Source organism: Streptomyces sp. NPDC020489 (genome assembly GCF_044386545.1).
Classification (GTDB): Bacteria; Actinomycetota; Actinomycetes; order Streptomycetales; family Streptomycetaceae; genus Streptomyces.
In genome coordinates this window covers 17,668-35,473 of sequence record NZ_JBIRUZ010000027.1, presented here as the reverse complement: position 1 = coordinate 35,473, position 17,806 = coordinate 17,668, and the positions used below count along the sequence as shown (strand labels likewise).

General features: G+C 71.5%; 25 protein-coding genes. 23 read left to right on the top strand and 2 right to left on the bottom strand.

Features of this window, described 5'->3' with window-relative positions:
- Positions 1 to 150 precede the first annotated feature (150 nt).
- Complete coding sequence (locus ACH41F_RS41045; RefSeq protein ID WP_391243995.1) at positions 151 to 711, bottom strand: UTRA domain-containing protein; 561 nt, start codon at positions 709 to 711, stop codon at positions 151 to 153.
- Between the two features lie 81 nt (positions 712 to 792).
- Positions 793 to 1,596: a GntR family transcriptional regulator gene (locus ACH41F_RS41040; RefSeq protein WP_037680768.1), complete on the bottom strand. Its 804-nt coding sequence runs from the start codon at positions 1,594 to 1,596 to the stop codon at positions 793 to 795.
- A gap of 316 nt (positions 1,597 to 1,912) precedes the next feature.
- On the opposite strand from ACH41F_RS41040, the gene ACH41F_RS41035 reads away from it, so the two are divergent.
- From ACH41F_RS41035 to ACH41F_RS40925, 23 genes are all read left to right on the top strand, one after another.
- A complete protein-coding gene (locus ACH41F_RS41035; RefSeq protein WP_391243998.1) occupies positions 1,913 to 2,311 on the top strand; it encodes a hypothetical protein in 399 nt (132 codons plus the stop codon).
- Positions 2,312 to 2,974: 663 nt separating this feature from the next.
- A complete protein-coding gene (locus ACH41F_RS41030) occupies positions 2,975 to 3,178 on the top strand; it encodes a DUF5999 family protein (RefSeq protein WP_234312051.1) in 204 nt (67 codons plus the stop codon).
- Between the two features lie 147 nt (positions 3,179 to 3,325).
- Positions 3,326 to 3,538 (top strand): hypothetical protein, encoded by a 213-nt coding sequence (locus ACH41F_RS41025; RefSeq protein WP_383393135.1) that lies wholly within the window; start codon positions 3,326 to 3,328, stop codon positions 3,536 to 3,538.
- A gap of 108 nt (positions 3,539 to 3,646) precedes the next feature.
- The gene (locus tag ACH41F_RS41020; RefSeq protein ID WP_391244002.1) at positions 3,647 to 4,114 is read left to right on the top strand and encodes a hypothetical protein; all 468 of its coding nucleotides are present in this window, start codon (positions 3,647 to 3,649) and stop codon (positions 4,112 to 4,114) included.
- Entirely contained in the window at positions 4,115 to 6,259 is a 2,145-nt protein-coding gene (locus tag ACH41F_RS41015; protein ID WP_391244005.1) for a hypothetical protein, read from the top strand.
- 164 nt (positions 6,260 to 6,423) lie between these two features.
- A complete protein-coding gene (locus tag ACH41F_RS41010; protein WP_391244008.1) occupies positions 6,424 to 7,800 on the top strand; it encodes a DUF2637 domain-containing protein in 1,377 nt (458 codons plus the stop codon).
- A gap of 9 nt (positions 7,801 to 7,809) precedes the next feature.
- Positions 7,810 to 7,974, top strand: coding sequence for a hypothetical protein (locus tag ACH41F_RS41005; RefSeq protein WP_158973288.1), 165 nt, complete (start codon positions 7,810 to 7,812; stop codon positions 7,972 to 7,974).
- Between the two features lie 225 nt (positions 7,975 to 8,199).
- Positions 8,200 to 8,706 (top strand): hypothetical protein, encoded by a 507-nt coding sequence (locus ACH41F_RS41000; RefSeq protein WP_391244011.1) that lies wholly within the window; start codon positions 8,200 to 8,202, stop codon positions 8,704 to 8,706.
- Complete coding sequence (locus tag ACH41F_RS40995) at positions 8,690 to 9,184, top strand: RRQRL motif-containing zinc-binding protein (protein WP_391244014.1); 495 nt, start codon at positions 8,690 to 8,692, stop codon at positions 9,182 to 9,184. The genes ACH41F_RS41000 and ACH41F_RS40995 overlap by 17 nt, the downstream gene beginning before the upstream one ends.
- Positions 9,185 to 9,301: 117 nt before the next feature.
- Positions 9,302 to 9,910: a hypothetical protein gene (locus tag ACH41F_RS40990; protein ID WP_391244017.1), complete on the top strand. Its 609-nt coding sequence runs from the start codon at positions 9,302 to 9,304 to the stop codon at positions 9,908 to 9,910.
- Positions 9,911 to 9,996: 86 nt separating this feature from the next.
- Complete coding sequence (locus tag ACH41F_RS40985) at positions 9,997 to 10,389, top strand: hypothetical protein (RefSeq protein WP_383393116.1); 393 nt, start codon at positions 9,997 to 9,999, stop codon at positions 10,387 to 10,389.
- A 103-nt stretch (positions 10,390 to 10,492) separates the two neighbouring features.
- A complete protein-coding gene (locus ACH41F_RS40980; protein WP_391244020.1) occupies positions 10,493 to 10,981 on the top strand; it encodes a Pycsar system effector family protein in 489 nt (162 codons plus the stop codon).
- A gap of 99 nt (positions 10,982 to 11,080) precedes the next feature.
- Complete coding sequence (locus tag ACH41F_RS40975) at positions 11,081 to 11,662, top strand: hypothetical protein (protein ID WP_391244023.1); 582 nt, start codon at positions 11,081 to 11,083, stop codon at positions 11,660 to 11,662.
- A 110-nt stretch (positions 11,663 to 11,772) separates the two neighbouring features.
- Positions 11,773 to 12,156, top strand: a complete 384-nt coding sequence (locus tag ACH41F_RS40970) for a hypothetical protein (RefSeq protein ID WP_391244027.1) — start codon at positions 11,773 to 11,775, stop codon at positions 12,154 to 12,156.
- A gap of 100 nt (positions 12,157 to 12,256) precedes the next feature.
- On the top strand, positions 12,257 to 12,964 hold the full coding sequence (locus tag ACH41F_RS40965) for a hypothetical protein (RefSeq protein ID WP_391244029.1): 708 nt from the start codon (positions 12,257 to 12,259) through the stop codon (positions 12,962 to 12,964).
- Positions 12,965 to 13,053: 89 nt separating this feature from the next.
- A complete protein-coding gene (locus tag ACH41F_RS40960) occupies positions 13,054 to 13,695 on the top strand; it encodes a hypothetical protein (protein WP_383393103.1) in 642 nt (213 codons plus the stop codon).
- Between the two features lie 78 nt (positions 13,696 to 13,773).
- Positions 13,774 to 14,346: a hypothetical protein gene (locus ACH41F_RS40955; RefSeq protein ID WP_391244034.1), complete on the top strand. Its 573-nt coding sequence runs from the start codon at positions 13,774 to 13,776 to the stop codon at positions 14,344 to 14,346.
- 44 nt (positions 14,347 to 14,390) lie between these two features.
- Positions 14,391 to 15,188, top strand: a complete 798-nt coding sequence (locus tag ACH41F_RS40950) for a hypothetical protein (RefSeq protein ID WP_391244036.1) — start codon at positions 14,391 to 14,393, stop codon at positions 15,186 to 15,188.
- 14 nt (positions 15,189 to 15,202) lie between these two features.
- Complete coding sequence (locus ACH41F_RS40945; RefSeq protein ID WP_391244038.1) at positions 15,203 to 15,637, top strand: NUDIX domain-containing protein; 435 nt, start codon at positions 15,203 to 15,205, stop codon at positions 15,635 to 15,637.
- A gap of 110 nt (positions 15,638 to 15,747) precedes the next feature.
- Positions 15,748 to 16,044, top strand: coding sequence for a hypothetical protein (locus tag ACH41F_RS40940; protein WP_391244041.1), 297 nt, complete (start codon positions 15,748 to 15,750; stop codon positions 16,042 to 16,044).
- An 89-nt stretch (positions 16,045 to 16,133) separates the two neighbouring features.
- Positions 16,134 to 16,814, top strand: coding sequence for a diguanylate cyclase (locus tag ACH41F_RS40935; RefSeq protein WP_391244044.1), 681 nt, complete (start codon positions 16,134 to 16,136; stop codon positions 16,812 to 16,814).
- Positions 16,811 to 17,272, top strand: a complete 462-nt coding sequence (locus ACH41F_RS40930; protein WP_391244047.1) for a hypothetical protein — start codon at positions 16,811 to 16,813, stop codon at positions 17,270 to 17,272. The genes ACH41F_RS40935 and ACH41F_RS40930 overlap by 4 nt, the downstream gene beginning before the upstream one ends.
- Positions 17,269 to 17,802 (top strand): WhiB family transcriptional regulator, encoded by a 534-nt coding sequence (locus ACH41F_RS40925; protein WP_391244050.1) that lies wholly within the window; start codon positions 17,269 to 17,271, stop codon positions 17,800 to 17,802. Before ACH41F_RS40930 ends, ACH41F_RS40925 begins: the two co-directional genes overlap by 4 nt.
- The last annotated feature ends 4 nt before the right edge of the window (positions 17,803 to 17,806 follow it).

The window sequence follows — 17,806 nt, the reverse complement described above, 5'->3', positions numbered from 1 at the left end:
GGCGCGCGCGCCCCGCGCCGCACCCCCCCGACCTCGGCGGGGGCCGGCCGCTGCCGGGGTCTATGGTGGGGCCCCCCCCCGGGGGGGGCCGCGGGGGGGGGGGGGGGGGGCCCCGCCCCCGGGCCGCCCCCCGACTCGTGCCGCACGGACTCAGGCGAGCGGAACGGAGAACCGCAGCGTCCAGCCCTTCGCAAGCACGTGCTGGGTCACCTCAACTACTCGCCCGTCGGCCGTGCGACCGATGTGGTTGATGGTCAGCACGTCCGAACCCTCCGGCAGACCGAGGCGCGCAGCCTCGTCCGCGGTGGCCGGGCGCAGCGCGATGTCCTCGGTAGCGGTGTCGCCCTGGTCGAAGCCCGCTTCCTTCATCCGGCTGATGATGCCGCCCACGCCGGTGTCCACCTGCTCGACACCGGCGGCCTCAGCGACATCGACCGGGATGTACGTGGTGGCGAGCTGCACCAGGCGGTCGCCGTCGAACATCTTGCGAGCGCGAATGACGACCTCGCCACTGGCGCCCAGCAGCTCGGCAACGTCGCCCGGGGCCGCCGCACGGCTGACGGAGACCTCGGAACGAGGCGCCAGTCCGGTGCGCTGCAGCTCAGCGTCGAACGCACCGCGTGCACCGTTCTCCTCACGCTGAGCGGTGGTGTACCGGGTGCGGGCGTCGCGCACGATCGTGCCGGTCTCGGTGATCTCGTTGCTGGCCATGTGGTTCAAGCTCCTAGCTGTTGTGGTCAATGGGTATTCGGTCCGCCCCAGCTCGGGGAGCGGGACGGGGGGTCCTACAGGTCACCCGGGTTCCGGGCTGTCGATGGGCCACTCGTACGCGAGCGCCCATTTGTTTCGCGGCAGTACGTGCAGGCAGATCTCCACCACGCGGTGTTCGGAGGTCAGGCCTTTGTGCGTGATCTCCAGGACGGACTGGTCGGCAGGAATCCCGAGTGCCTTGGCCTCGTCCGAGGACGGTGCCCTGACCTCGACTTCCTCGCGAAGGCGAACCTGCTTGAAGCCCGCTTCGGCCAGCCTCGACTTGCTGCCCCCAGTGCCCGTCTCCAGGTCTGCAAGGACAGGGCAGGCGTCGACGACGTCGGGCGGGAACCAGCTTGTCGCGACCTGGATGACTTCGGCCGCGTCCTCGTTGCCGGGCTGGCACGCGGACATGATCCGCGCGCGCTTCAGGGTCTTGGCGCGGTGGTGCATGCCGAATATCTCCGCCACCTTCTTGGGCGGCACGTCACGGTCGATGACCACCTGGTTCTTGAGGCTGAGGCCTCGAGCCTTCAGCTCCGCCTGGAAGGCTCCGGCGGCGCCGCCAGCTTCGCGAATCGCGGCCAGGTAGCGCGTGGTTCGGTCGGAGAGGAGCTTCCCGACCACCAGCGAAACGAAGGTGCCCTTCCCGCGGCGCGAGAACACCAGGCCCTCGCCCTCCAGCAGCCCGTAGACATCACGGGCGGTCTGGTAAGCGATGCCGTGATCCTTCTGGAGCTGGGGGACGCCAGGCAGGCGGGACCCCGGCGGCAGCGCGCCGCGCTCGATCTTGTCCCGGATGTCGGCGGCGATCCGCTCAACCTTCCCGGGCTCCTTCTTGGGCACCAGTTGCCTGTCCTTCCCCTTCGTGGCCGGCCAGCTGATCTCGCTGCCCGACGCGCACAGCATGACATGTCTAGTTGTCTCTCGAAAGTCGGAACACTCGGCGCATGTTTTCCTCCCCATGAAAGCGCAGGTCAAGCCACATTCAGAACATTGGTTAGCTAGACAGGTTGACACCCGCTGGATAGCGGCGTTGTAATCGAGGTGCTCCAGCGGCGGTGAGTAGCCGAACGCAAGGAGTAGCCACCCCGTCATGCCATGGCGCTGCTTGGCATGCCCGAACGCTCCGAGCCCGCCCCACCGAAGGGAGCACCACCCCATGAACGTCACCAGCCGCCCCGCCGCCAGCCTTGCCACCGAGGACTTCGACATGGAGACCCAGGAACTGCTGGCCGCGATCGAGGTGGAGCTGCCGGATTTCGGCGACGTCGACCTGGACGTCGCGTTCGGTACGCCGCTGGAGATGCACGAGTTCGTGACCCCGGACGAGCTGGCCCGCTGGGACGCCGCCTCCAGCCTCAGGAAGGGCCGGAAGGCCGCGCAGGACCAGGTCGCCCACGACTTCGCGGCGCGCAGGGCCGCAGCCGAGGACATCCTCGCGGCGGACCCCTCGATCACCGAGCTGGTCCGCGAGCGCCTGGTCGACGCGCTCATCCCTCACGCCGCGCAGCTGCGCATCGCGCCGCCGGCCGCCGCGCTTCTGCCCGTCGCGGCCTAGCTCCAGCCGGGTCCTCACGGACCCGGCTCCCCCACCCGGAACCGCCCACGAGGGCGGCGCCGGATGAGGGAGCCGGACTCGGATCCCGACAGCACCAGACGCCCAAGGTGAGGCCCGCCATCGCGGTGGGTGGATCTGCGGAGTGGCCGTTCCTTCTCAACTCCACATCGAACATCCGGCGCTACGACTAGCCGGCACCTCCGAGCAAGAGATCTGCGGAGGGGTGCCACCAGGTGAGTCCTCTGGTTGAACCGGCCCAGTCCGCAGGGGATGCGGACCGCCAGCCCGCAGGCGTGATGCGGGACAGGCAACAGCGACAAGCCAGCCCTGCCGCGCAGACAGCTTCCGAAGCACCTTTTCCCTTGCCGCCCTCGGGCGGACAAGCGATCCGAACGCGCGGTGAGAAAGGGCGAAGATCGCGGGCCCCGTTGGAAGTACGACGACCGGTTCGAGTCCGGTCCGGGGCGCTGCGGCTCATGTGCCGCTCGGAGCAGGGCATCCCGCCCGCCCGAAACGACGACAACCCCCAAGGGATGAGGCCCCACGGGGGTTGTCCAGGACCTTGCTGGAGGCCCTGATGCTCATCAGCATCGCACGCCCGATCGGCAACACCGACTCCGACCCGGACATGGACGAGGCCCTGCGCCGCGCCCGAGGCGGGAAGTGATCGCCGTGAACTGCCGCCACCAGACCCCGTGTCCGCCGGCGAACAGCTCGGACCGCGAGGCCGCGCACATCGTCTCCCACCACCCCGAGCAGGGCTGGTCGCTGCTGTGTAACGGCGTCCTGGTCTTCGACGACACCGGCGAGCTGCTGCCGGACGGCAGCGTCATCGCCCCGCACCGGCCGCTCGCTATCGCGGCCTGAACCCCCGGCGTTGCCCAGTCGCCACCGGCCCGCCCTGCGGCCCGGTGGCGGTGGAGAGCGACGGAAGTTCCCTTCCCCGCTCGTTCGGCCCTCCCCGCGATGGCTGAGGAGCACATCCCCAACTCCCCTGTCCCCAGGAGGTACTTGATGATCACTATCCCCGTTGCGCTGCTCGCGGGCGGCGCGGTCTGGCTGTTCTGGAAGGCCGACCTGGCCATGGGCGCCGTGATCGCGGCGCTGGTCTGCGGCTACGCCCTGGCGACCTCGCCGATCGCCAACGCGATCGACGGCATCGGATCCGGCATCGCCACGGCGGTGCAGAACGCCGGCGACGACAGCACGGCCAGCAGCAGCCGGTGAACCTGCCGTCTGCCCGTGGCTCCGGGCCCCGGTCCGGAACCGCGGGGAGGTGACAGAGCCCCCGCCCGCACAACCCCCTGATCCCTCTCCGGAAGGACTCCCACCCACATGAGCGACGACACCGGTAGCTCCGAGGTCAAGGTCGGCTCGGACCTCCACAAGATGATCCAGCAGCTCGAGAAGATCGAGTTCAAGACCGACCGCGACCTCTACAACTACGCGAAGCTCCTGCGCGCGATCGGCTTCGAGCTGTACACGCGCGTGGCGTTCGACGCCGACATGATCACGGCGATCCTCAGCCAGTACAAGGGCAAGTGGTACACGTTCGGCCTCCAGTCCAAGATCCGCGCGAAGCTGGTCGGCGCCCACCTCAAGGCGGGTGCGTCGGCGGCGAAGGTGCTCGGACTGGCGGGCGTGAAAATGTACGCGAGCTTCGTCAAACACTTCATCAGGCCCGAGCAGGAAGCCGAGGCCGAGGCCCGCAAGGGCAAGGGCTCGAAGAAGCCCGGGTTCTCCATCGGTGACAAGCCGTCTGACGGTGCCGGGAAGCCCGGCGAAGCAGGAAGGGCCGCCTAAATGGCACGCCGCGCATCTCGTTCGAAGAAGTTCGACCCTCGAAGCGACGAAGAGATCCAGGAGAGCCGCGGTGCCCGGCTCACCTACGGCGGGCCCTGGGCGGTCACCGTCCTCGGTCCGCTCCCCGTGGAGCTCGCGCACGTCGCACTCACCGGCAACCCCACCGCCCTGGCGCTCGCCTCGCTGGGGCTGGCCGGCACCGGCGCGGCCGTGTGCCGCCTGATGTCCCACATCGATGCCAAGGCCAAGCGGCCGAAGGACCAGCGGATCTGGCACCAGGTCAACACCGGTGTCGTCACCGCCGCTGCCACCCTGGGCACGGTCGTCGGCGTCGACACCCCGGCGACGGCTGCGGCCTGGTTCCTCGGGGGCGTCGGGATGGCGGCTGCGAACAACCTCTGGAGCAAGTTCTACAAGGCGGGCTCGGAGAAGAGCGCGTCCAGGTGGGAGAAGCTCGAGAGCGAGATCGGCCTGGCCAAGCACGAGCTGAAGGAGGCCGCCTCCAACGGCAAGGGCACCGTGATCGCCACGGTGGAGGCCAAGGACGGCGCGACCGCCGACGACCTCGCGCGCAGGATCCCCGCGATGGCTTCGGCCCTGAAGCTGGGCAAGGGACGCATCACCCACACCGTGGACGATGACGACTCCTCCCAGGTCACCCTGCGCGTCCAGGTCGCCGACCTGCTCAAGGAGGGCTTCCCCTGGCGCGGCCCGTCCGCGTTCGGCGCGTCCATCGGCGACGTCCCGATCCGCACCGGCCGCTACGAGGACGGCGAGGACGTCCTGCTCAACCTCACCGGCATGCTGCGCGACCCGGGCCCGCTGTCCAACGGCAACGTTGAGCACTGCATCGCGATGGGCGTGAACGGTGCCGGTAAGACGCAGGGCAACCAGCTCATCATCACCGAGGTCGGCACCCGCACCGAGGCCTCTGTGATCGTGATCGACTGCTCGAAGTTCCAGCAGGACTTCGGGCACGTCCGGCACGGCATCGAGTGGCCGATCGACAAGAAGGACGCCGCCCGGCGTTTCTTCAAGATCCTGCCCAACGCGATCGAGAAGCGCACCGACTTCCTCGCCGCGAAGGGCATGTCGAAGTGGGAGCCCGGCTGCGGCCTCAACTTCCTCGTGATCATCGGTGAGGAAGCCGCGGACTTCGCCGCCGACAACGAGCACTACCAGAAGATCCTGCGCACGGCGCGTGCCGCCGGCATCTGGATCCTGACGTCCATCCAGCGTGCGACGCACAACAACATGGACACCGACTCCCGCGCCAACTCGCCCGCCGGGCTGTGCTTCGGCCTGCGGGACGGCGCCGACTCCCAGTACTGCCTGCCGGACGAGGCAGTGGAGGCCGGCGCCTGGCCGCAGTGGGGCAACCGCAAGCCGGGTTACCACTACGCGGCGGGCCTGGGCATCCCGGAGGAGCGGTGGCACGTCACCGCCCGCACCGAGCTGGCCAGCAAGCGCGACCAGGCCGACGCCATCACCGCGGGCGCGGCGATCCGCACCCCGCTGGACGCGATCACCGCTGAGGCGTTCGGCGACCTGTACACCAACCGCACCACGTACGACGCCCCCCTGCTGCCCAAGGAGGAGGGAGAGGAGAACAACCCCCAGCAGCAGGCGGCTCCGGCCCCCGCCGCCGCCGCGGCCTCCCCGGCCGCGGCGGCGCCGGCCTACTCCGGACCGCCCGAGGAGGAGATGGACGACGTGGACGAGGACACCATCGCGCGCGAAGTCGAGGAGCTCAACGAGATGCTGCAGAACGTGCTGGACGAGGACCCCGAGCCCGGCGAGTACGACCACCTGCGCATCGAGGACGAGATCGAGGCCCCGGCCGACGACGCCCCCGTCCTCTCGCTGGGCGGCGACGACGACGCCGACAAGCTCACCAGCGAGCAGGGCCGCCAGGAGCTCTACAAGCGGCTCGACACGTGGGTGCGCGAAGGCAAACTCTCGTTTGCTCCCCGCGAGGTCACCGACATCCTCCTGCGGGTCGGCCTGGCCGACACCAAGCGCTGGTTCTACCGCGAGCGCGACCGCCTCATCGAGCGCAAGGTGATCTCCGAGGACGAGTCGGAGGAGGGCTTCGGCCACTACGACATCCTCCGCTCCCCCCTCTCCAGCGACAACGGAGAGTAGTCAAAACCGGGTACGCACGGTGCGCGACGCTGCGCACCGTGCGCACCCGTCCCCGCCCCAGGTAGGGACCCCGCACCCTGGCCGCGCACCACCCGATGCGTACCGGTTTGTCCCGCGCGCACGGTGCGCGCCAACGCCGTGCGCACCTTACGGAAGGTAATCGAATGGCAGACCGCCCCGAGGCGCCGCCGCCCTTCACCAAGGCCCAGAAGTGGGCCATCGGCATCGCCGGAATCTTCTTCGCAGGCCTCGCCGGACTCGGTGGATACGGATCCTTCGCCGCCGTCGAAGACGTCGCCCGCACCTACGGCTTCGGATCCCACTCCTGGATCGTCCCCATCGGCGTTGACCTGGGCATTCTCGCCCTCCTGGTCGTCGACCTGGTCCTGGAGCAGCTCGACATGCCCCTCGCCCCCCTCCGGTGGCTCGCCTGGGCATTCACGGCTGCAACAATCTGGTTCAACATGGCGGCAGTTGATACCGATTTGCCCTGGCACGAGCGCGTCACCGGCCAGGGCATGCACGCCGCCATGCCGGTGCTGTTCGTCGCGTTCATGGAGGGCGTCCGGCACGCCGTACGGCGCCGCACCGGGATGACCTCCGAGCGCCGCATGGACGGCATCCGGCTCAGCCGCTGGTTCCTGGACCCCGTCGGCACGTTCGGCATCTGGCGCCGGATGGTCCTCTGGGAGGTCCGCTCCTACCGGATCGGCCTGATCCTGGAGCGGCACCGCCGCAAGGTGATCGGGGACCTCCGGGCCCGTTACGGACGCCGCTGGCGCAGCAAGGCCCCCGCAGAGAAGCTGTGGCCCCTTCGCGGCGGCATGCTGGACCTCGCCCTGGAGCTGACGGGGACCACAGCGGGGACCAACCCCGCCGTCGGCGGGGACCACCCCGCCCTCCCGGCCCCCACCACGGACACGACGGCCCCCGCCCTGGCCCCCAGTTCGGGGGCCACGGTCCCCGAACTGGCCCCCGCACCGGCTCACCCGGTCCCCGCCCCGGCAGGGACCACCGCACCGGCAGGAACCGCCACCAGCGAAGAGACCGGCCCCCGCACCTCCGGGACCGCCGCCGCACACACCCACACGGCGGGGACCATCACCGTGAAGGTCCCCAACGACAGCCACACCGACGGGGACCACACCGCTCCGGCGGGGACCACCGACGGGGACCACACCGGCACCGAGGGGACCACCCCGGCCGACGCGGCCCCCGCCAACGGCCCCCGCCCCCAGCACCCGGGAGCCACTGGCCCCGTCGCTGGGGGCAGCTTCCCGGAGATGGACCTCTCTCTGGGGGCCAACTCCCGAGCCCGCGAGTACAGCGCGGCCCCCGCGCGGCCCGACATCGACGACGTCAAGCTCGCCGAAGCCCGGGACCTCGCGCGCGGCATCATCCGCGCCGGATCCAGCAAGGTCTCGCGCCGCTCACTCAAGGCTGCCGGCCTCACCGGCAAGACGGAGACGGTCCAGGCGCTCGCCGATCTCCTCAACGAGGAAATCGCCAACGGCGAGCTCGTCCTCGACGAGACCGCGTAACGCCCCGGCATGAACCACGAACCGGAGGAAGACACCGTGGACTTCACGTTCGACTTCACCGAGCAGCGGGACGAACCGATCGAGCTGCCGCTCGCGGACGGCCCCACCCACCCGCCGACGATCCTGCTGCGGGGCCAGGTCATGGCCTCGCGCTGGCACACGCTGACCGACTGATCCGAAGCCGAGCTGTTGAAGCCAGCTCGGCTCGATCGGCTGCACAGCAGGAGGCCCGCACCGACAACGCCGGTACGGGCCTCCTGCTGTCCGCAGATGTTCCGACTGCTCCAAGGGCTCCGAGGTGTTGAAGCCACCCCGGAGCCCCTGAAGAGGCCGGAGCCTCCCCGGGCGATCTCACGCCAAATGACCCGCCCGAGCTCCCCATCTGAGGAGGACACCATCATGCCGTCCTACGGCGAGCAGCCCCAGACCACCTACCTGCCGACTCCACTGCCGCCCCAGTACGGGCAGGCACCCGCCCCCGCGTACGGCCAGCACGTCGTCCCGCTCCCCCAGGGCACGGTCGTCTACCCGCCGACCGCCGGCCTGGACGGTGTGGTTGTCGTCCCCGGCCCGTACGGCCAGCAGACGGCCTACTACACGCCGCCGCCCGCCCCGGCCCCGCAGCCGCTCGTCTCCCCGCTCCTGATCAAGGCCGCCCTGGTGGCTTTCATCGTCGGCATCGGCGGGGTCGGCGTCTTCTTCCTGATCCACGCGATCGTGGAGCTGGTCAACGCGCTCGTCACCCTGGGGCTGATCGGCCTTGCAGGCCTGGGCGGCTGGATCCTGCTGAAGGTGTTCACCACCACGGGCACCGGACGCGGCGACACCATCAACGTCAGCGCCAAGGGCCGCTCCCGTGTCCAGGTCCACACCGGCCGCGGACACAACCGTGGCCGTCGCCGCTGAACCCAAGTCCCCGGCCGATGAGCCGGTCGTCCGGGACATCGACCTGTACGGCGACGGCGACGTCTTCCCCACCTACGGCTACCTCAAGGTGCCCGGCGCGGCAGAGATCCGCAAAGCCGCCCGGGGCGAGGGCCCCGTCCCCGCGACCGGGTTAGCGACCCGCCGCCAGTTACGCGCGATGGGCCTGTGCCCCGGCGGCCACGAGCCCGTCGCCCAGATGGTCTGGCGCACCGGCAAGCGCATGGCGTGGCTGTACAGCCTCGAGCTCGCGAAACCGAAACGCGTGCCGACGCTCGCTCAGGAAGCCGCGCTCGACAAGGCCATGGCCCGACGCCAGACCTGCCCGAAGTGCCGCCGAAGGTACTTCCGGTGCCTCCCGCTCAAGACCCTCGGCATGTGCCTGGAGTGCCACGACGGCACCCCCGCCGACCCAGCCGACTACGTCTCCGCTGCCACGCAGTGGCTGACGGCTGCCTGATCCACCCGGCCCGCCGCACGGCGGCCCGGGTGGTGAGGGGGAGCCGGACAGCCCGGCCATTCGACCCCGCACAACCCCGCCCGTGTCGCAGTCGACCACCGCGAAGGAGAAGACCCGGTGACTGACCCCACCGCGCCCCGCGAGCCCGAACCCACCGTCCCGCCGATGGAGACGATCGCCGACAGCGACCGCCAGCCGCCCCGCCGCAGCCCCGCCCACACCACCACCGTGCCGAGGCCGGCGCCCATACGGACCCGCGACGACATCCCGCCCGGCGCCCTCGCCGTCGGCGCGATCCTCGGCACCGCCACCCTGATCCTCATCCTCAAGTGGGGCATCCCGAAGGCGATCGACTGGTACCACCACCAGGACTGGGCGTGGTTCACCCAGTGGACCGCCACCGTCGCCGACCCCGTCCACGCCTACCTGAGCGCGCACACCGCTGGCCTTCCGATGACGGCCTCCAGCGCGGTCAACATCTGGCTGGGCGTCGGCGCCGTCTCCCTCGTGCTGGCCTGGTTCACCGGCGCCGTCGGCGCCCGCCTGACGTACACCGCGCACGGCGCGGCCACCGTGTACATGGTGTGGGCGTCCTCGCCCCCTGCCGGCCGAACCGTCGCCGCCGCGCTCGCCGTGCTCGCCTGGACGATCGGCTCGCTCTTCGCGCTGCGCGGCCTGTCCCTGCGCCCCGTGATCGTCCTGCCCGGGTGCGACCGCCGGTCCTGACGGCTGCCTGAGCCACCCGTACCGCCCCACGGCGGGCCGGGTGGCGACGGGGAGCCGGACAGCCCGGCCGACACGGGAGGAAATACATGCTCAGCACCGAGATGCACGAAGAGGCCGCGATGCTCCTCCAGGCCGTCCGTACCGAGACGGGCCAGCGGCGCGAGCACATGCTGGAGGAAGCGCGGCTGTGGATCGACCTCGCCACGATCGCCGCCTCCGACGACCCGGACGTGCCCGTCCCGGACGGCACGGTGATGCGGATCCGCACCCGCGGGGGCTCGCTCACCGTCGTCATGGAAGCCAGGGAAGAAGGAGTCCGCGTCTACCCGTGGACCTGCCTCGGCTGCGGCGGCAGCCGCGACTTCGGCACCTCGAGCCGGAAGGACGCCCGGGAGGAGGCAACCCGGCACGCCCGCGGCTGCTGGGTCTTGCCCGAGCCCGCCGACGACGCTCAGGCCAAGACCCTGTCCGCGGCCTGAATCCCCTTCGCTGACCTGACGGTTGCCTGATCCACTCGTCCCGCCCACGGCGGGCCGGGTGGTGATGGGGAGCCGGACAGCCCGGCCGGAAGGGAACTCGCCCATGACCGCCGCCCCCGACATCGCGCTCCCGGCCGCGCACGGCCTGAGCAAGAACCTGGACGACGCGTGCCACGACGTCGAAGCGAAGATCACGCGGACGGACTCGAAGGCCTCTTTACTGCTGGCCTTCGACGGAGCGGTCCTCGCCGGGCTCGCCAGCGTCGCCGACAAGGACCTGCCGCTGTCCGCCCAGGTCGCCGGAGGCCTCGCCGTCCTCGCGCTCGCGGCCGCCGCCGTGCTGCTCCTCCTGGTCGTGCGCCCCAACCTCGGAGGCCGGGGCCGCGTCATCCGCGAAGGCTTCCCCTGCTGGGCGCAGTTGAGCGAAGACGAGCTGCTCACCGCGATGCGCACGGACACCCGCGCCACCCGGGTCAGGTCGCTGTCCCTCATCGCGGTCGCCAAGTTCGAACGCCTCACCCGCGCGGTCGACACGATCCTCGCCGCGCTCGCCCTGCTCCTGGTCGCCGCCGTCCTCGCGGCCGCCGGATGAGCAGCTGGCCGTACGCGCTCGTCCTGGTCCTCATCGCCGTGGCGGCCACCGCCGCCGCCCGGCGCACCCATCAAGTCGACACCGACAAGGAGTAGCCCCGTGGCCCTCACCCTGTTCGCCCGCCGCCCCGCCCCCGTCGAACCGCCGGCGCCCGAGCCCGCGCCGTGGCCGGAGATCGGCGAGACCTGGAAGCCCGAGGGCGTCAACATCGTCCAGCGGTACTACAACCAGGCCCACGCGGTCGTCCTCGTCTACACCGCCGACGACGGGAAGGCCGGCACCTACTACGCGGTCGCCTGCCTGGGCTGCCATTTCGCCTCTACGCAGGACGGGCGGCGCAGCTACAACACCCGCTACAGCCTCGCGGACGCCGCGAAGACGGCCAACGAGCACGCCACGACCTGCCGCGCGCTGCCCCGCGACCTCCCCGCCCGCCCGGACGACGACACCGCGCGCGAGCAGCTGCACGCCTGGGTGCGCGGCGCCCGCCGCCGCAAGGAAGACATCCAGGTGTGGATCTCCGACCTGGACCTGATTCGCCTCACCCTCCAGCGCACCAACGACTGGATCGTGGGCGTGCTCCAGCAGCTGGCCATCGACCAGCCGGAGATCCTGCGCATCGAGCGCAGCCAGTACAGCGACTACGTCTCCTACTACGCACGCCGCCTCCCGGAGGACTGACCGGCGCTCTCCGTACGGCCCCGCCCGCCGCCCATCCCCGGCGGCCGGGGCCGTGCGGTGTCCGCCCGGTCAGCAGAGACCAGGCGACCGGCCCTCCCCTGGAGGTCACCGTGCCCCTCGCCCGCCGCTCCCTGATGGACATCGCCGCCGAACGCTTCGGCTGGCGCCGCGCCTACGGCACCACGACCCAGGTCGACGAACTGCTCACCGAGCAGACCGAGACCGCCTACCGCGCGGCCGCCGGCCACACGGCCCTGGCCACCGCGAAGAACACCGACGTCCTCGCCGTGCAGCCCGGTGTCCTCGACGCCCGCGGCCGCGTCCTGGCCGACGTCCTCTTCCTCGAGGGACTGCTCGCCGGGGCCCGCAACAACGGCCTGGCCCCCGAGCTCATCGAGCGCCTGGAGGACGTCGTCGACCACGGCCACGAGCTGACCGTGCTGCTCGCCGACACGATCCGCACCACCGCCGCCGCCCACACGGACGGCCGCTGAGACGCCCGGGGCGGCCGCAGGCCTCCAGACCCGGCCGCCCCGGAGCAACACCCCTCCTCCCACCAGAGCGCAATCCGACAGAAGAAGGAGCACCCCAATCATGAACCGAGCCGTACGCCGCGCCGCCATCACCGTCGCCAGTGCCGTGACCGAGGGACTGGACATGACGACGGTTCTGATCGGCGGCGCCATCGGCGCCTGGGCGGGCTACACCTACTACCCGGAGACCTGGTCCGGCGACTGGCGCCTCGCGGCCACCGGAGCCGTCGCGGTCGTCGCCGCCGTCGCCATCAACGGCATGGCGGAACTGTTCATCACCCCGCTGCGCCGCCTGGTCACCAAGGCCCGCCACAACCGGCCCCAGGGCAGCGGCCACACCGCGCCCGACGCCCCGGCCACCCTGAACGAGGGCCTCGCCCAGGTCACCGCCGCCACCGAGGACGACGCCGCCAACCGTGCCGCGTCGGCCGCGTGGCGGATCGACCAGGGCGAGGGCTTCCTGCGGGACGAGGACCGGTGGCGCGGCTACGAGGACGGCGAGGCGTCCTTCTTCCTCGCCCCGGGCGTCTGGCTCCACTACCGCCGCGACGAGAACAAGTACGGGAACAGCGAGCCCCTGTTCACGCTGCTGACCGGCGACGGTGACGAGCCGGTGACCATCACCGGCATCGACCAGATCCGACACCACCTCACCGCCCGCGCCGCCGGCCTCCCGGCCTCCCCGGCCACGGCGGCCGACACCAGTGAGGACCGCGAGGAGCACGACGTCCTGCTCGAGGACCTCACGGCCAGCCTGCACGCGAACTGACGGACTGCCCGTTCCGCCCCGACCCGCACTGTGCGGGCCGGGGCGGTGCGGTAGCCCCTCAGCCCGCCCGCCCCCGGAAGGACACCCACGTGCAGTTCTTCAAGAACAAGCAGCCGGACCAGATGACCATCCGGCGCTCCGGCCTGTTCGTCTCCAAGAAGCTCACCGCCGACATCGAGGCCGCCGCGCCCATCGCCCAGCGCCTGGTCCGTGAGCACTACGGCCGCCGCCCGGTCGTCCCCGTCGAACTCGTGGTCACCAAGACCAACAAGCTCTCTGGCCTGGTCGCTCAGTCGCTGGGCGTCGCCGCCGGCATCAAGTACGAGGTGTGGCGCGACAAGGTGCTGTCCCTGACCGCCCGTCCCGGCGACATCTACGCCGTCACCGTGGCCGGTCCCCAGAACTCGATCCGGATCTTCCTCAACGCCCAGCGGCTGCGCCGCCGCAAGGGCCAGGAGGTCGGTCCCACGCTCGTCTACGCGATGGTCGAAGTCGACCAGCTGTGCCGCAAGGGCGGCCCCGACGCGCAGATCGCCCTCGCCCGCCACGAGATGGGCACGCACGTGCTCAACAAGGCCGCCCTCAAGAAGCTCTACAAGGAGCTCGTGGCGCGTGAGGACGAAGCGGAGAAGGCCACCCAGAAGATCATGGGCAAGGTCGTGCGCAACCACCGCCGCCAGGAGGCCGAAGCCCAACGGCAGGTGCCCGCCGCGGCCGCCGGACGGTCCTGACCCTTCACCGTGCTGCCCCGGCCCCGACACCGGCCGGGGCGGCGCGGTGCCCGGTCAGCCCGCTCCCAGGAGGATCCGTTGCCCCGCACCATCACCAAGGCGGCCCCCGACCGCCTCACCGCCGTCCTCGCCGACATCCTCGGCACCGACTGGACGCTGCCCACCGTGCCGGAGTGGCCCGCCGTCTTCACCAGCGAGACCGCCGACCGTGACCTGACCTGCTACCCCGACTGGAAGAACGGCCGGATCATCTTCGAGCTGTCCCCGGCCGGGGCCGCCTCTGGCGACTTCGACCGCCGCCTGTTCGCGAAGTACACCCCCGACCTGACCGGCCACGACCACATCCACGCCTGGCTCGCCGACGGCGACCTGGCCGCCGTCGCCGACGCCCTGGCCGTGATCCTGGAGCGGCTGATCGAACTGCCCCTCCCCGAGCGCGTCGCCCTGGCCGACCCGCTGCAGACCGAGCGTGAGCGCCTGGCAGAGCAGGCCAGGGAACTGGCCGCGAACGCCTCGTACTTCGCCGCCGGCCTCATCTGGTCCCAGCCCGTCGGCGACGACGCGCAGCGGCTCGCCACCCTCGCCCAGGGCCTCGCGCACATTGCGACCCGCGTGGACGAGCTGCGCGGCCACAAGAACCCGCGCCGCTGACCAACCCGCCCGTCACCTGCACGTTCCCGACCACGGAGGAACTCATGGCACGCAGCGCCCGGCCCCCCGTCCACTACATGGCGACCCGGCCCGACGGCACCGTCCCGCCCACCGACAACCACCTCGCCCGCTACTACAGCGGCCTGGGCGAGACGATCCCGACCGTCAACCTCGCCGACCACATCGGCCAGGTCATCGACCACCCCAGCCCCGGCCAGCAGTGGTATACCGACAAGCCGTTCTCGTACTTCCACATGTACACGCGGCCCGGCGAGATCCTGGAGCGCATCGAGGAGGGCTGGCCGATCCGGCTGTTCGTCGTGGAGCCGCTCGGTGAGACCGGCAACTGGGGAGGCCGCTACTACCCGTACTGGCTGATGTCCCAGCAGATCCGCGTCGTGGAGGAGACCGGGGCGTGGCAGGCGTTCGGGCACCGCGGCGAGCAGGTCCTGGCCGTCCTCGCGCAGCTGCCCGACCTCGCCCGTCAGTGGGTCACCGAGTGGGCCGCCGACCCCGAGGGCACGCGCCGGACGTACCAGGCGTGGGAGCAGCGGGTGGACGACACCCACGCGCTGACGCAGTGGGCGTACTGGCGGGCGCAGTCCTCCCGCCGCGCGGCCGGCCTCGCCACGGCCAACCAGCTCGCCGGGGACGCCGCCGCCCAGGCCGCCACCGACGCCGGCGCCGACCCCCACACCGTCGCCCTGATCCAGCTGCGGGCCCGCTGCCTGGTCGCCGGTCAGCTCATGCACGACCGCATCCGCAACGGCGAGTACGAGCAGTCGATCCGCGCCCTGCTGCTCGGTGCCGCACTCGACACCCCCGCCCCCGTCCCGGCCTGAGCAGGAGTCACCAGATGAGCACCGCCACCACTGACGAGACCGCCACCACTGACGAGACGATCCGCTACACCGCCGACGTCGTCCTGCTCGCCGCCGGGCACGTCCTGCTGATCGAGCGGGGCTGGGACCCGTTCAAGGGCCGGTGGGCGCTGCCCGGCGGTCACGTGGACACGGGGGAGACCAGCCTGGCGGCTGCGGCCCGCGAGCTGGAGGAGGAGACCGGCATCACGGTCCCGGCCGCCGGCCTCCGGCAGGTGGGCGCCTTCGACGCCCCCGGCCGTGACCCGCGCGGCCGATACGTCAGCGTCGCCTACACGGCCACCCTGCCGATACCGGTCAGGCCGACGGCCGGGGACGACGCCACCGCCGCTCGCTGGTGGCCCCTGAACGCGCTCCCGGATCTCGCGTTCGACCACGCCGACATCCTGGCGCGGGCCACGGCCGGCTGAACCTTCCTCGAGGGACGCGGCGTTCCTCCGTGCCGCCCTGGCCTCACCTGGTCGGGGCGGTCGCGGTGTTCCGCCACGACCAGGACCAGGACCGGAAGGAGGGGAGGGGCATGCCTCAGTCGTACTGGGAGGTTGACGTCCCGACCAAGAACAACGATCTGCAGGGGCGGCGTCTCCACGTCTTCGTCGGCCTGGCCGACAGCCCCATCACCGCCCGCAAGGCAGCGCACGACGCGTACGACAAGGCGCTGCTGCTGCACCAGGCCGGGCAGGAGATCCCGTTCGAGTTCGTCAGCGGTTGGGGTGCCCGGGGGCTGCGGCCCGACTGGGACCTCGACTGGAACAAGGCGACGGCCGCTCCGTGGGTGAACCCCCACGGTCTGCTCGGCACACGCCGCACGTTTTGAATCCGCCCCGGGACAGGCGTCAAAGGCGTCCAAACCAGCCGCCTGCCCCGGGCCACCCATCCCGTACGAAACGAGAGGGAGACACCAGTATGGCCTCCACCGTGCGCGTACACGGCCCGTCCGGACAACGCGCTCTGATCATCACCTCTCTCGCGGTGCCACTGACCGGCTGGACCGTCCACGCCGTCACCCTGCACCGCAAGCTCGCGGCCGCGCGGCGCGACCCGCTCACAGGGCTGCTCGGACGCGACGGCTACACCGCCAAGGCCCGGCAGATCACCGGCCGCTACGGCGACAGCTCCCTGGTGGTCATCGTGGACCTGGACCACTTCAAGGAGATCAACGACGGCCCCGGCGGACACGCCGCCGGCGACCGCGTCCTGGCCGTCACCGCGCAGCGACTCACCGCCTGGGCGGGCAGCCGCGGGGCGGTCGGCAGGCTCGGAGGGGACGAGTTCGCCGTCGCCGTACGGATCGGAGCCGCCCGCCGGGAGCTCCGTCTCGCGCAGCTCACCACCCTGCTCGCGCAGCCCGTCGACGTCGGCGGCGGCGCCCTGGTCGACGTCGCTGCGTCGATCGGAGCCGCCTCCCCCGACGTCCTCGGCACGACGGACCTGGCGCAGTTGCAGCGGGCCGCCGACGCCGCGATGTACGCGGGCAAGCACACCGGCCGCGCCGTGCTCGCCGACCGTTCCCACGTCACCGTGCCGTCCGTCAACGGACGGCGCGACGGGCGGCCGGGCACCGCGAGCCTCGGGGCGGCCGCATGAAAGCCCCCACCCTGTACGCCCCGGACTTCATCCGCGGCATCACCATCAAGCAGCCCTGGACCGCGTGCATCGTCCACGGCGACAAGCGCGTGGAGAACCGGCCGAAGCCGTGGGCGCCGGGCTGGCGCCTGCTGCACGCCGGTGCGCACAAGACCATGGACCGGGCCGCCCTGCGCGACCCGCTCGTGGCCCGCACGATCCGCGGCCACGAGCTGCACTTCAGCGCGGTCATCGGTGTCGCCCGCATCACCGGCTCCCACACCGACGACGGCGACCCGTGCAGCCCGTGGGCACAGACCGGCTGCTCCCACCTGCTCTTGGACGACGTCCACGCCCTCCCGCTGCCCGTGCCCTGCACCGGGGCGCTCGGGCCCTGGCGCGTCCCGCTGCCCGTGTTCGAGCAGGTCCTCCTCCAACTCCCCCACCTGAACGAGCTGTTCCCGGAGGCCATGTCATGAGCCGTCCCGGCGTCGCCCACCCCACCTCGGGCGCCGACCCCGACCCGCGCTTCCCCTTCCCCCACAGCCCCACCCCGACCCGCTGCCAGCTGGAGCCGACGCTGTTCGACTTCACCAACGGCGACCGCACCGCCGACCGGGCGGCGACGGAGAAGCGGCTGGAGCAGGCCCGCAAGGCCTGCTCCAGCTGCCCCATCGTCAAGAACTGCCTGCGGTGGGCGCTGGTCAACAAGCCGGTCACGCGGTTCGGCATCTGGGCGGCCACCACCCCCGGTCAGCGCACCGCCCTGCGCAAGCGCATGGTCGACCGGCTCGGGCCGGACTGGATCGACGTCCTCGCCCGCCAGGACCAGGCCCGCCGCGAGCAGGCCGCCGCCGCCCGGCACACCCCGCTGACCGTGGACCAGGCGCGCATCGTCCGGCTGGACCGCCAGGTGAACGGGCCGATGCCGACGCACCGGCTGGTCACCCCCGAGCTCCAGCAGCGCAACCGCACCCGGCTCATGGCCGGCCTCAAGGCCGCGTCGTAGGGGG